The organism is Methylotuvimicrobium sp. (assembly GCF_050611805.1).
Lineage (GTDB): Bacteria > Pseudomonadota > Gammaproteobacteria > Methylococcales > Methylomonadaceae > Methylotuvimicrobium.
On the sequence record NZ_JBNGHF010000024.1, the window covers coordinates 23,788 to 37,317 of the forward strand.

At 51.6% G+C, this 13,530-nt stretch carries 15 protein-coding genes; 2 read left to right on the forward strand and 13 right to left on the reverse strand.

Annotated features, from left to right (window positions below):
- Positions 1 to 334: 334 nt before the first annotated feature.
- Positions 335 to 493, forward strand: coding sequence for a hypothetical protein (locus ACRJJO_RS12860; RefSeq protein WP_431066122.1), 159 nt, complete (start codon positions 335 to 337; stop codon positions 491 to 493).
- A 62-nt stretch (positions 494 to 555) separates the two neighbouring features.
- On the opposite strand, the gene ACRJJO_RS12865 is transcribed toward ACRJJO_RS12860, so the two are convergent.
- The 10 genes from ACRJJO_RS12865 to ACRJJO_RS12910 all read right to left on the reverse strand — a co-directional run bounded on the left by ACRJJO_RS12865 (position 556) and on the right by ACRJJO_RS12910 (position 9,181).
- On the reverse strand, positions 556 to 1,359 hold the full coding sequence (locus ACRJJO_RS12865) for a heme ABC transporter ATP-binding protein (protein WP_431066123.1): 804 nt from the start codon (positions 1,357 to 1,359) through the stop codon (positions 556 to 558).
- Positions 1,360 to 2,430, reverse strand: coding sequence for a FecCD family ABC transporter permease (locus ACRJJO_RS12870; protein WP_431066124.1), 1,071 nt, complete (start codon positions 2,428 to 2,430; stop codon positions 1,360 to 1,362).
- Positions 2,427 to 3,299, reverse strand: a complete 873-nt coding sequence (locus ACRJJO_RS12875; protein WP_431066125.1) for a heme/hemin ABC transporter substrate-binding protein — start codon at positions 3,297 to 3,299, stop codon at positions 2,427 to 2,429. Before ACRJJO_RS12875 ends, ACRJJO_RS12870 begins: the two co-directional genes overlap by 4 nt.
- A 21-nt stretch (positions 3,300 to 3,320) precedes the next feature.
- A complete protein-coding gene (locus tag ACRJJO_RS12880; RefSeq protein WP_431066126.1) occupies positions 3,321 to 3,869 on the reverse strand; it encodes a HugZ family protein in 549 nt (182 codons plus the stop codon).
- Between the two features lie 94 nt (positions 3,870 to 3,963).
- Entirely contained in the window at positions 3,964 to 4,965 is a 1,002-nt protein-coding gene (locus tag ACRJJO_RS12885) for a ChuX/HutX family heme-like substrate-binding protein (RefSeq protein ID WP_431066127.1), read from the reverse strand.
- 2 nt (positions 4,966 to 4,967) lie between these two features.
- Positions 4,968 to 5,246, reverse strand: a complete 279-nt coding sequence (locus ACRJJO_RS12890; protein WP_431066128.1) for a hypothetical protein — start codon at positions 5,244 to 5,246, stop codon at positions 4,968 to 4,970.
- Positions 5,247 to 5,329: 83 nt separating this feature from the next.
- A complete protein-coding gene (locus ACRJJO_RS12895) occupies positions 5,330 to 6,052 on the reverse strand; it encodes a PEP-CTERM sorting domain-containing protein (RefSeq protein WP_431066129.1) in 723 nt (240 codons plus the stop codon).
- A 156-nt stretch (positions 6,053 to 6,208) separates the two neighbouring features.
- Positions 6,209 to 6,466 (reverse strand): hypothetical protein, encoded by a 258-nt coding sequence (locus tag ACRJJO_RS12900; protein ID WP_431066130.1) that lies wholly within the window; start codon positions 6,464 to 6,466, stop codon positions 6,209 to 6,211.
- Positions 6,467 to 6,475: 9 nt separating this feature from the next.
- Positions 6,476 to 8,863 (reverse strand): TonB-dependent hemoglobin/transferrin/lactoferrin family receptor, encoded by a 2,388-nt coding sequence (locus ACRJJO_RS12905; protein WP_431066131.1) that lies wholly within the window; start codon positions 8,861 to 8,863, stop codon positions 6,476 to 6,478.
- Between the two features lie 39 nt (positions 8,864 to 8,902).
- Positions 8,903 to 9,181, reverse strand: a complete 279-nt coding sequence (locus tag ACRJJO_RS12910) for a hypothetical protein (RefSeq protein ID WP_431066132.1) — start codon at positions 9,179 to 9,181, stop codon at positions 8,903 to 8,905.
- Positions 9,182 to 9,647: 466 nt separating this feature from the next.
- Between ACRJJO_RS12910 and ACRJJO_RS12915 the strand changes: the two genes are divergently transcribed.
- Entirely contained in the window at positions 9,648 to 9,854 is a 207-nt protein-coding gene (locus tag ACRJJO_RS12915; RefSeq protein ID WP_125217754.1) for a DUF6494 family protein, read from the forward strand.
- A gap of 136 nt (positions 9,855 to 9,990) precedes the next feature.
- On the opposite strand, the gene ACRJJO_RS12920 is transcribed toward ACRJJO_RS12915, so the two are convergent.
- The 3 genes from ACRJJO_RS12920 to ACRJJO_RS12930 are packed head-to-tail and all read right to left on the reverse strand — an operon-like array spanning position 9,991 to position 13,470.
- On the reverse strand, positions 9,991 to 10,782 hold the full coding sequence (locus tag ACRJJO_RS12920) for a sterol desaturase family protein (RefSeq protein ID WP_431066133.1): 792 nt from the start codon (positions 10,780 to 10,782) through the stop codon (positions 9,991 to 9,993).
- Positions 10,770 to 11,480: a TIGR04283 family arsenosugar biosynthesis glycosyltransferase gene (locus tag ACRJJO_RS12925; protein ID WP_431066134.1), complete on the reverse strand. Its 711-nt coding sequence runs from the start codon at positions 11,478 to 11,480 to the stop codon at positions 10,770 to 10,772. Before ACRJJO_RS12925 ends, ACRJJO_RS12920 begins: the two co-directional genes overlap by 13 nt.
- A gap of 10 nt (positions 11,481 to 11,490) precedes the next feature.
- On the reverse strand, positions 11,491 to 13,470 hold the full coding sequence (locus ACRJJO_RS12930; protein WP_431066135.1) for a GumC family protein: 1,980 nt from the start codon (positions 13,468 to 13,470) through the stop codon (positions 11,491 to 11,493).
- Positions 13,471 to 13,530 lie beyond the last annotated feature (60 nt).

Below are 13,530 nucleotides of genomic sequence, written 5' to 3' on the forward strand. Positions count from 1 at the left end.
TTAGCTTGACGCGCATGGCTTGTTAACCCCGTCCTGCTAGGGATATGCTGATCTTTGGGCTTTAGCTGAACAAACTTGCTAATCAGGTGGGGTGTTGGGTAAGCCGTCTAAAAAACTATTTTAGCTAATTTTTGTGTTCATGCTTTTTAATCTCAAAATATCTTAGAAACTGTTGGTGGCCATAGGCTAGAAAACGCCAGGTGTAGGGTGAGCATCGCGCACCTGGGTAGGGAGGAGCTGTCGTCGGGTTAGGTAATGTGCGGTATAAAAGGAGTAGACAAAGCACATTCCGAAGGTATGCTCTTAAAATGCATATTCAACCCAGGAGGAACTTATGGGACCTTACTATCGCAGCTCATCGCAAGGTGTAGGCGCTTTTTTTGATTTGTTTTATCAGCATCCCATTTTGATGCTGGCTTTAACCGCCGGCATAGTTGGCGTGGGCATTTTTATTTATCGCAAAAGAAATCGAGATAAGATGACTCGCTTGTGAATTGTTGCTCTTTATCCGCAACTCATCCGCGTCTCCTCTCCCGCCAGTCAGCCTATCTGTATTCATTCGGCATTTTGTAACAGATGCGGAATTATCAGCGGGCGATCCGTTTGCTTCGGGTGAACGGCTATCGTTACCGGGTAGCCGAAAATTTCCATGATCAAATCGGCATCTAAAACTCGATCCGGACTATCGAACGCCATCAAGCGGCCCGAATGCAGAACCGCAATACGGTCGGCATAGAGTGCAGCCAAATTCAAATCGTGCAGGATCGTCAGAACGCCTGCCTCAAAACGGTCGGCGAATCGTCTGGCGATCGCTAACACGCTATGCTGATGCGCAAGATCGAGTGCCGAGGTCGGCTCGTCGAGCAATAAATAGCGTGGCAGATCACCGACCGGTTCCCATATCTGCGTCAAAACTCTCGCCAATTGTACGCGCTGACGCTCGCCGCCCGATAACGTAGTATAAATTCTATCGACGAACCCTTCGGTATCGGTCAATGCCATTGCTTGCCGAACGATAGCATCGTCGTGCGCAGGATCGCCATTACGCCGATGCGGGCAGCGCCCCATCGCTACGACCTCGAGTACCGTGAACGGAAACGATAGCGTCGAGTTTTGCGGCAGCACGCCGCGCACGCGGGCCAATTCGGCTATAGGCCAGTCGTCGAGTTCTGTACCGTTCATCGTAATGAAACCGTGCTGCGGTATCAAATCGCCGCACATTGTGTTCAGCAATGTCGACTTGCCTGCGCCGTTCGGCCCGACAACCGCGAGTACTTCGCCGGGCTTAACGCACAATGTAATATCGTCCAACAAACGCTTGCCGCCGATGTCGACAACTATCTTACGCGCCTCCAGCATTCAACCTCCTAGCATCCGTTGCCGATACAGTAACCACAAAAAGAACGGACTGCCCAAAACACCGGTGACGATTCCGATCGGTATTTCGGCAGGCACGGCCAAGCTGCGCGCCAAGCCGTCCGATGCCAACAACAGACTTGCGCCGAGCAGAGCAGAGCCCGGCAATATGATGCGATGGTCCGGACCGAGCCTAAGCCTCAGCAAATGCGGTACGACCAGCCCTATGAAACCGATGATACCGCCCAATGCGACGCAACAGCCCACACCGAGTGCAACCAGAACGATCACCGCGGTTTTGACGGTTTCGACCGAAAATCCGAGATGGCCGGCTTCCGCCTCGCCGAGTAATAGCGCATTCAAAGCGCTTGAAAAATACGGGAGCAGCAACAAGTTCAGCAGGAAAAACGGCAAGCCGGCGACGACTTGACTCCAGTTAGCGCCGCCGAGACTGCCCATGCTCCAAAATGTCAAGGTACGCAATTGCTGATCGTCGGCGATCGAAGTCAACAAACCCGTTAAGGAACCTGCCAATGCGTTGACGGCGACTCCGGCCAGCAGCAGCGAAGCGATATCGAGACGGCCGCCGGAACCGGCAAAACGGTAAACCAGCCAAGTCACCGCGAATCCGCCCGAAAAAGCCGCTGCAGGCAGATAATAATAACCGAGTATTTGCGCCACGTTTCGCAGCAGGCTGGTTTCGAGCACGATCGCAGCGACCGCTGCCAATGCCGCGCCGCTCGATACGCCGATCAATGCCGGGTCGGCAAGCGGGTTACGGAACAAGCCCTGCATTGCCGCTCCCGAGACGGCCAGCGTCGCGCCAATCAACACGCCGAGTGCGATACGCGGACCGCGTATCGATTCCAATACGGCGCGATGGCCGTCATCGAACGACCAGGGCAGTTGCAGACCGAAAACCTCGCTCAGAATGGCGAGTACTTGCCCCGGTGAAATCGAATAGGCGCCGATCCCGAGCGATACAATGACCATTACAAACAGCACCAGCGTCAAACCGGCCAGAACTGCGTAACGTTTCGTTTCGCCAGGCATTGCAAACGCCGCTTTCATCATTCGGACGCCACGGTATCGACGGTGCGCAGCCGCGTCGCCAAATCCAACGCGGCTTGACCGGATCTCGGGCCGAATCCCAACAAATACAGGGCATCCATCGTTACCGCTTTCCCTAGCTTGCCGGCCGGTGTAGCACCGAAACCGGGCATGTCGAACAAGCGGTCGATGCCGCCGATCGCATTCGCTGCCATATCGGTCAACACGATCACATCCGGCGCTGCCCCGATCAACGCTTCGCTACTTGCCGGCTTAAAGCCTTCGAAACCTTTCATAGCATTGTCGCCGCCGGCGATGCGGATCATCGCATCGGCAGGCGTTCCCTCACCCGAGACGATCGGTGCGCCGCGCGATATGGCCAGCAAAAACAATACTTTCGGACGTTGCGCAATCCCGGACGTGAACCGCTCGAGTCGATCGAAGTCTTCTTGTACCTGTTTCGCCAAGCGCTCGCCCTGTTCGGACGCATTCAGCCATTCGGCGACTGTTCGAATTTTGGACACCACGCCATCCGCCGAATTGTCTTCGTTAACGGTTTTGATTTCCACACCGGCTTGCCGGATCTGTTCGATAACGGTTTGCGGTCCCGAACTTTGCGTCGTCAACAATAGAGTCGGCATCAGCGACAAAATGCCTTCTGCCGAAAGGTTTCGCATATAGCCTACCTGCGGTAATGCTTTTGCCGCTTCAGGCCATTGACTGGTTGTGTCGACCCCGGCCAACAAGCGTTCCTCACCCAGTGCGTATACGATTTCTGTCAACGCGCCGCCGACCGCAACGATGCGTGGCTCTTTTGCTGAAGCGCCTGCAGTTACGAACATGGCGCAACAAATGACGGTGCGGACGAACTTGAATAGTGTGTTTTTATGCATGCTGCTTTTCCGTTCGCGCAATCAATGCGCGGGCATCGATTCCGGCTTGCTGCGCACGCTGCCACGATGCCCGGTATCGTTGACGTGACGGAATTCGTCCAAGGCTTCGCCTTCGATCGTGAAAGCGCGGGCAAAGCCTTGTACAAACGAGCCTTTCGTCGGATGAATACGAAACAAGTGAAAATCCTGCAATTTTTTCAACATATCGATGAATTGCCCGAATTTCTGTTGAAACGCATCCATGACAAAATGAAATTGTTCGCTATTCCTCGCGATTTCTTCGGCCTGTCCTTGAAACGTAGCCCGTTGCCGCGCGAATAAATGCGATGCTTTATCTTCATCTTCGATGAACAGCAGGCTGACCTTGCCGTTCTCCGAAAGATTGCGGGTATGGGCCGCTAATTCGCTGATATAGATGTAATAGTCGTCTTCGTATTTCACATAGGCTGCGTAACTGGCTTCCGGTTTGCCGTCCAAACCTACGGTCGCCATCAACACCGAATCGAAAGAATCGGTCAGGCGGCGGCAGCTCTCCCGGACTTGCTCAAAATCTACTGTGGTATCGTTCATGTCGTTGTCTCGTTAGTTATTTCAAAAAAGAATTGCCCGTTATGTTGTTGCATTTACGGTGGTCGGCTTACCGGAATTTGGGTTGATAACCATTTCAAACATCCATCGTAAGGCATTCGCCCAAATCCGCATGTTCGAAGAGAATCATCGCGATATGACACCCGGCGGCATCGCAAAGCTCCAGTGTATTGACTGAAGTATTCCCGGCCCGCCGTTCGACCAGACGAAGCTCCGCCAACGCGTCTTCCTTCAAATGCAAGTTGAAACCGTCGTCGAGCACGTTGAACCAGGTACCGGTGATCATCAATTTCTCGATCGGGCCCGTATGGACCTGCACCGCACCGGCATTGCCGACCAAAACGGTCAAGCCGGCGCCGCTTTCCGACGCTTTTTCCATGAAACGCCGAAAAGACGAGGGCTGCAATCGTCCGGTTTGCAGCGGCTCGGTGCTTTGATAAGGCACGGCACCGCAGGCGATCAAGTGCTCATGCCATGCCTGTCCCAGCCGTTCGTTGCCGGCCACGACGGCTACTGAATCAATATTTCGTAACGGAGGTTCAACATGTTGCCGTTGCGATTGATCTTCGGACCGATATCGTTCGATCAAGGTCCGGTAGGCCGGTATACATCTGTTTTCGGTCATATAAATCTTATGCACGGCAGTACCGTCGCGGTCGAAAAATTGCAGACTGTCGCGTGCTCCCTGACGAGTTTGTTCGGTCACCGCGAATGCCGAATGCCAATGGCGAAAATCCAGAAACAGGTCGATGTTTTCACCCTGAATCCGTCCGCCGGTATCGGTTAGCCGGATATTTAGGTAAAAACCGGTTTTTTCATGCACGGCATTATCGTTGCGTGTCAACGCCATTACAGGGCCCAATGAATCAACTTCATCCAGCAGTACCGGCCAACCTGCCTCAAGACGAGTCACGTTTTCCCCGCAACCGGTTGCCAACAACTCAGCCTCGCTGACTTCCAAAACGGAAGCTGCCTCCCTAATTCGCAATTGCGGCCTGTTCTCCCGCAGTTCGTCCCAGCGGCGTTTTAAGGCCTCGGGAGAAACCGAGCTCGTTCGACTATCGTTTGCTTGGCACATGATCATTCCTCTTGCGAATTTTCGTAACCGGCCGCCTGAGTTTGCGTACAGCGGTCTATCCATGCAATGCAGCGCCAAACTCCTGCCAGGCGTATGAAACCGCAGCGCTGTTCAGGCGTTCCGTCGAAGTCGGGATGGCCGATCAGTGCGTCGATCAGTTCGACCACCGCCTGCGATATGAACCATACCCGTTGCGTGAGATATAGCCGCATGTACAACCGAATTTCCTTCTCGATTTCGGAGGGACCGGGGCTAACCGGTTGCGTCTGTATTCGATACATTTAATCCTCCCGGCGCATCGGCGCTTTTAGATTAAAATATGGTCCGAGCCGGACCGAATTGTCCGGCTCGGGGTTAGTCACATTTAGCCGACACTTGCAGTCGAGTATTGCTTACGCCGCCAACCGGCCAAGCCCAATATGGCTGATCCCATCAACCACACGGCACCTGGAACGGGAACCGCGGCAATGTCGACGGCTACTTGCGCGAGACTCTGATGAGCATCGCTGCCGAACGAGAAGTTATAGGTCAACAATTCGGCCGGCAAATCCCAGTACGCTAAAAATTGGACAAGATCAACCGGACCGAACGAGCTTGGATAATCGGCTTGAAAATAAGTCTGTTCGGTAAACGTCGGTGCCAAACCGTTCAAATTGATTGCGCTATAGTTCATTTCGGTTCCCCAGCTTTCGAACTGTAGGATGGCACGAACAGGTCCCTCCCCGACACTGCCCGCGACTATCGCGTTATAGTTTTGCGGAACGGCAAAGCTATACAAATTGCCGGTACCTGCCGCAAAAGTTCCGGCACTCCATCCGAGATAGGTATTGCCGATATTGGCGCTGCCGACGTCCGGAGCCGCGGTGCGGTCGGTTGCAGTGCCATAGGATGCATCGAAGAAGGTATCCCATTCGGCGTAGAGCGTACCGGCATCGCCGCGCGTCCATCCGCCCCAAGATGCCTCATGCGGGGCATCGAAACCGAATCCCTGATCATAAGGATTCGGCCCATTGGTAAAATCCGCCGAAGCGATACCGGAAAAACTTAGCATCGCTGCGGCGAGCATAAAATGTGATCTTTTATTCATAGCTTGTCCTCTTGAATGTCAATTAAGCCCCTTTTCTTAGCCGCAAAGACAAAAGGATCGTTCGATGTTGTCGTTTCGATATGCCGCGTTTCGGTGCCAAACCGTCCATCCGCCGCTTTTCTTTAGGAGGAGAAGCAGAGGTGCGGCACGTTGAATTCAATTGTTATCGTTCTTCGGTTCGTCCGTTTCGATTTCCTCAGCTTCGCTTGAATTGCTTCGGGGTACTTTTGCTGCGAGCTCTGGGCGGTATTCGGCGATATAACGGTATTGCTTCCCGCAATACAGAATCACTTCTTTTTGCCCTCGTTTGAGAATGCGCATTTCGATACGCAAATCGGCATAACCGTTATGCGCGAACAATTCGTCGAACAATCCCGATAACTTGTGTTTGATGTCTTTGTAACTTGTGTGCATCGCCGTATCTCAGAATGCTATTTTTAGCGTCGCGCCGACGTTGCGCCCCGGTCGCGAATAACGCTTCCAGAAATCGGCGTTCGCGTAGGCTCCGAAGGTTGCATGCGGGTCGCCGGCCCGCGTATTGACGTCTTCCCAGTCGATGTAGGTTTTGTCGAACAAATTGAAAACACCGACGTTAACCGAAACATGGTCGTTGAAACGGTAGTAACCGTTAAAGTCGACGACGCCGTATCCTCGGGGCAGGAATTGCGTATCGTCCGGCGCTGTCTTCGGACGCTTGGCGTCGACCAATGTTAATATCAATTCAGAACCCCAGATTCCCGAAGGTTCTTCGTAGCGCAGACCGATCACGCCTTTGGCCGGACTGATGCCGCGTAAGGACACGTCGTTTACGGAACCGGTTTCGAGATTGACGCCCTCTGCATACGATCCGCTGACCATTAAACTCGCTCCTTCCAAAGTTTCGTGAAACCAATCCAAGTAAAGTTGGCTTTTGAATTCGACGCCCTGAATCCGGATATCGTCCGGGTTATTGATTTGCTGAAATGTCAATCTTGGCGTATCACCGTAGGCCAAACAGAATCCGGTCTCGGCCGAAGGAATGCAAACCGTGTCCAAAAATAAAAACTTCTTGTAATCGTTGCGAAAAAAAGTCAGATCGAACGTTCCGGCCGCACCTTTGCCGCGCAAACCGACCTCAAAACCGGTGCTGGTTTCGGGTGTCAGATTGAAGTTCGGGATCGTTTGATAACCGAATTGATCGTTGACGAAACCGGAGTTGCTTTCGCCAAAATTCGGGCCGCGGAACCCTTCTGCATATTGCCCGTGAATCGTTAATTCATCGGTGAGATGGAATAACGCGCCCAACTTAGGCAGAATCTTGTACTCGTCGAGTTCAGTCGGCTGCACCTCCGACGTCGCATCGTATAGTCGGTCTTTTTGCGGCTTTAAAGAGTAGAATTCGATACGTACACCGGGAATCAACTCTACGCGCCGATCAAAAAACGTGATGCTGTCTTGAAGATAAGCACCCGCCTTCGTCACTAAACTTTCAGGAAAATCGCGGACAGGAAACGTGTCGGGCGGGACGGTTTTCGAAACGGTGCCCGGTTGAATGAATGGCGGATTACCGCTGGTATAGGTTATTGTGCCGTCCCGCTTCTGCGTAATCGTATTCATGCTGATTTCACCGCCGTATTGCAACGCATGATCGAAAATACCGGTCGAGAAAAGCTTGTCGAAGCGAATTTCCCCACCGAAATCGTCGTTATCGAAGCTGAAAATACGGTGGATTAAATGGCGTTTATTCAGCGGGTTGTCGCGATCTTGCCAAGTTTCTTGTGTCGCCGCAGTCTTTTGCCGGTATACGCGCCAGAATGCGCTATCGAATAAAGCAAAGTCGAGATGGTCGAGCTTATGATCCAACGAGATCCGCCAGCGCGTTTGTCTGTCTTCGGTGATCAGGCTGAATATTTTCGTGTTCGGAGGAAAACCGATGCCCAATGGATCTCTGGCATGATAAGCGTCGAGCTCGGACTCGCTGTGCATCCATTCGCCGGTCAAACGCAGCACGTTGTCATCGTCGAAGCGGTAGAGCAGCTTGCCGAGTCCGTTGTAGACTTCGTTGTCTTGCGGGCTCGGCGCGGTCCTTCTCGGGTTCAACTCCTTGTTGTCGCCTTTCGTGTCGGTTTCTCGGCTTTCGGAGTGCGTTAGCAGCAGCAAGCTTTCAAAACCAAATGATGCGCCTGCCAATGTAGCAGTTTTCAGAAAACTTTGATCGGTCGTGTTGTACCCGAGTTTGGCGTCGGCATAATAATCGTTGCCGAATGTGTCGAGATAATCACGCGGATCTTTAGTGACAAAGCCGACCGTGCCGCCCAGCGCATCTCCGCCGTATTGGGCAGACCCTGCCCCGCGGATGATTTCGACCGATTTCAGCGCATCCATGTCGACCATGTTTCGCGTCGCCGAGGCGAACGAGCCGATCGAAAAAGCGTCCGGCAAGCGGACGCCGTCGACTTGCATCAATACGCGGTTGCCGCCGAGACCGCGAATCGTAAAACCGGTCGCGCCGAAACGCTGCGGATCGTTACCGACGTTGACGCCCGGTTCGTAACGAATCAAATCTTTGATGCTACGGACCATGCGCCGCTCGATAGTCTCGGCGTCGATTACCGAAGCGGTGCCAGGCTCTTCATCCAACGGACGAGCGCTTGAAGTGCCTTCGACAATCATCGTATCGAGCTCCACCGTATCTTTCATCGCGGCCTTCTCATCGGCAATCGCCGTCGCATTCGCCAACAGTACGCAAAAGCAAGCGCATGCGGTTTTCGAATATTTGCAGTTTAGCGGCGCAGGACAAAGAAGCCGAATAAACGAAAAGGCGTTTAACATGTTGGCGGGTGAATTTTTTGGGTTTCATCCTGAACAAACTCAGTGTAATTGAGTGTGCTTAGGGTTTTGTTGCCGCTGTTCCAGCAACGTATGCGTTACTTGTTGCCAATGACTGAGTAATTGCCGGTACATTTGTTGGCCCGTGGGCAGTTGTTCCAGCTCGGATTCGGTGATCAGTCTGTTGAGCTGGTTGACGATCATGTGCGCCAATTTCGGACAATGATGACCGTTGCTGAATTGGGTGATTAGCATTAACGTGCTCGCATGAAGATGTGTAATTTCATGCAGAGCCGATGTTTCCGTTTGATTTTCCAACATGACATCCTCATTCGAGTAAGCATTAAAAAAATTGGCGCACGCAGTGTGCGATTAAGAGAGCGAAGCATCGTGCGCCAAACGATAGTCAGGAGAGGTCAAATATCTATCGTAGTGCTAATGATAATGATTCTTATTTATATGTCAACAAAAAATATTTCTCTTCATTTGTTGCTCGATTAGAATCGTTAAGCGAACTGGGATTTTAAAACTTGAGAAAGACAGGATCAGAACTCTGTTCTGTACATTTCGACATGGATTAATCAAACCAAAATGTTCGGGGCGGGTTATTTACCCGTCCCGGCCAAGGCAATACATTTGTTAAAGCTAAATTAGAATCGCGAAGCGAGCACGGGTTAAAATGCTTTTGTGTTTTCAGTAGGTAACGACTTGATTTTCGCACGAGGCCCACTGGACCGGTCGGCACAGAGCTTTTCCGGCCTTTTTTGATGATTAACCGGAGACAACAATGAACGAAGATACTTTGAATATGGAAGTCAGGAAATTTTTGAAACAAGTCGGCGTCACTTCACAGCGGGAGATTGAACACGCGATTGCTAAAGCGGTTGAAGCAGGGAACCTAAAAGGCACTGAAACGCTACAGGTAAAAATGACTTTGGAGCTGCCGGGAGTTCAGCTGACGCATACGATCGAAGATCAAATCAAGCTGGAATAAACATAAATTCCACAATTTGGCCATGAAGCACATGAAGGTTATGTAGAAAAAACTATAAAATCAAAAATCTAATTCTTCATGTTACTTCATGACCTTCATGGTGACACGCTTTTTCTAGGATAAGCGATAGCTCGCGTCACTCCCGGCGTAACGTGCTAAATGGCAAACGCAACAAGCTCGCGAATCCGAGTTCTTCGGGATTTCTGAACGGCGCTAGGCCGATCGGCATGTCGGTTTGTGCTTGCTTGGGTTCGGCGCGGTAGGTGCCGCATAGGCGATCCCAGCAAGAAATCGAAAAGCCGTAATTACTGTCGGTTTCGACCTGTATCGTTGAATGATGAATGCGGTGCATGTCCGGCGTGACGATGAACCAACGGAGTATTTTATCGACTCGTTCCGGGATATCGACATTGCCGTGATTGAACGTGGCCGCACCGTTCAGGATAATTTCGAAGGCGATCACTGCCAGCGGGTCCGCACCGAGCAATAAGATCCACGCGATTTTATAAAACATTGAAAAAACGATTTCCAACGGATGAAAGCGAACCGCCGTTGTCGCATCGAAGGCCATATCGGTGTGATGAATCAGGTGCAAACGCCATAGCAACGGCCATTTGTGCGAGAGCACATGCTGTCCGTAAATCGCAAAATCGAGCGCGATCAAGGTAAACGCAACCGCCGGCCAGCCTTGAATATCAAGCGCATTCAAAATTCCCCAAGACTGCTCTTGCGCATAAACCGCGCTCAGATAGGCCGCTCCCCCGACCGTCAATCGCATCAGCAGCATGTTGAACAGCGCCAAGCCGATATTGATCGGCCAGCGTCGTTTGCGGTCGGGCGATTGCTTGCGCCTTGGTCGCAGCGCTTCCCAACTGATCATGATCAAAAAAACGCCTAGCGCAATAGATAAGCGGATTACGGTTTCCATAATTTTCCTGTTCGATAGAGATAAGCCAATGTCTCCGGATGACTGCCCAAAAAATAACGTAGCCTTAGACTCCACATCAATAGAATCGTTCGGTATAGGCCATAGTTTTCCCAGCGTCTGCCGGAACTGACGACACGATCGATTAGACAAGCGGGTTTACCCCATTTTTTCAAAGATTTGCTTAGCGCGATATCTTCCATCAAGGCGATATCGGGAAAGCCCCCCACGGCATCGAAGGCTTTGCGACTCACGAAAATCGCCTGATCTCCGGTCGCGATACCCGTCCATCGCGAACGTAGATTCATTAGTGCGGCGATCACCTTCAACATGACATGACTACCACTCAGACGAATATCGAAACGCCCCCAATATGCGCCTTCGTTCAAGGCATGATTAATCGAGTTCAATGCTTGTTCGGGCAAGACCGTATCGGCATGCAAAAAGATCAAAATTTCGCCATACGCATACTTTGCCCCTCGGTTCATTTGTTTGGCGCGGCCGGCCGGGCCGGCTAATACACGGTCGGCCAGACCCTCGGCCAGCGCCTCGGTTCGATCGCTACTGCCGCCGTCCGATACGATAATTTCCGCATGTTCGCGCGTAAGTGTATTGGACTTGAAAGCCTGTTGCAGTTTACCAAGGCATTCAACGATCAAGGTTTGTTCGTTGAGTGTCGGGATTATGATCGAAAAGCGCATGCTTTATTTATCATTGCGCCGGTGGAAGCGATTCCGTTTCCAAAGCCGGATGGATTCGGTTGATTTCAGTTACTGAAAGACCGGGGCGTAACGGCGAATAACGCCCGTATTCGACTAAATCGGCAGGTGCTATCGTTCCGACGATGTTTTCAAGTTCGGATAACTTCAAACCTTGTCTTATTAGATACACGATATAGGTATGGCGAATGGCATCGGCATTGAAATCTTCGGGATGTGTCATGCCGGCATCGATTGCAGCAACGCTTATAATCGCGGAAAGATCGTCGATCGCTAGCGGGCTATCGGTATACCAGGCCGGAAACCGATGTTGCTCGTTAAAATAACTCAATAGGCCGTCGAGCGGAATGTTTCTCGGTACGGGACCGCTCAACCGAATCTCTCCTGCCTCGGCATCGAAGTTGTCCGGAGTCAATGCCGCGGCCTCCTTCAATGTAACACCAAGCAATAATAAAACAATCAGCTGCCTGCCCATCGTATTCGAAGCATTGAGCAACCCGCGCAAATCGGCATCCGACAATTCCCGCGGCATTGGCGCATTCAATCGCTGATGATTGCGGATTTGCGCCAGCCTTTCGGGCGAGATTTGCGGTAGGTCCAAACGTCCGACGCCAAAACCTAGATTCGGATAAGTTGATAAGCCAGATAAATCGAAGTCCGCTTGCTTTTTGCGGGGCGGATGTAAAAACTCGGCCAGCCAAACGCCGAACAGTCCGAGCATGACTGAACCGATAACGATAATCACTGTATCTCGGTTGTAATTCGGGCTGATGGGATCGCGGGCAAGAAAGGCTCGGTCAATCACGGTAACCTGAGGGTATTTTTCAACCGGACGCGTTTCGATTTGCACCAGCCGTTCTTGCGTTTCTCGATAAATTTTTTCGAGTCCATCGAGATCGGCTTTCAGGCTTTCATGTTGCGCGAAGCGTGAGCTGAACTCCGACGCCATGCGTTTGTGATCCTCGAGCTGTTGACGAATCCGATCGAGCGTCATTTTTGCGGCTTGGTATTCTTGCATCGCATCGGTATGCACGATTCTTGTGCCGTATTGTTGCTTGGCTGCGATTTCCTTTTCGAGTTTTTTGATTTCCTCGGGAATGAATCGCATCGACGGTTGCCGAGCCAAGTATTCCCGGGTATAGCGTTTGTCGAATTCGGCCAGCTTTTCCCTGAGCTGTTGCAAGCGTTGCTCCAATTGATCCAGGCTGCGTTGATCCTGAGTCGGCACGACGGCTTGACCTTCCTCAATGGCCTTTTCGACGGCTTCGAGTCGGGCCTTGGCTTTAACTTCGGCCTCATTGGCGTTATTCAATGCCGCAGTTAGCCCGGTTAATTTGGCCAATACCGTATTTTCTTGGCGCTCGGTTGAAGCGATGTCATGTTCGTTCCTAAATTCGATCAGCGCGTTCCGAGCTTGTTCGATTTTAATTTCCAATTCATCCAACTCATCCTTGACGATTTGTATTGTCTTACCTTTGCTGCTTTCGATTTCCGCCGCTCTGGCATCCAAATATACGTCTATCCAAGTATTGATCAAAGCCGATAAAATCTCCGGCATTTCGCCCTCGGCCTGCATTTCGACCAATTGCGTGTCGGGCAACGATTGGACTTGCAAGATTTCCTTGACGTCTTCTAAAGTGAGATTGGCTTGCGGATGTGTTATCTCGAGTCTCTTGAGCGTTTCATCCAATAGTTCGCGGCCCAGCAAAATTTGCCGTTGTATCGCGACATGCTGGATATCGGCGGTTTCCGAGGCCTGATCGATCGCGGTCATTGCCGAAGTCAGTAAGGTTGCCGTGCTGCGGTATATTGCAGGGCGGCTGTAGTTGTAAGCCAAGCCGATGAACAATGCACTCAGGAATACACCGAGAAAGATTGGCAAACGGGAGATAAACCAGCGTTGAGGCGGCGAGCCAGGCGGGTAATGACCTGCATCATTGATGACTTCAATATGCGGCGGATAATCGTTCATCGTTTAAAGCCCGGTTATTATGATTGATCTCAATGATCACAGATTACACGAAGTTTGCAT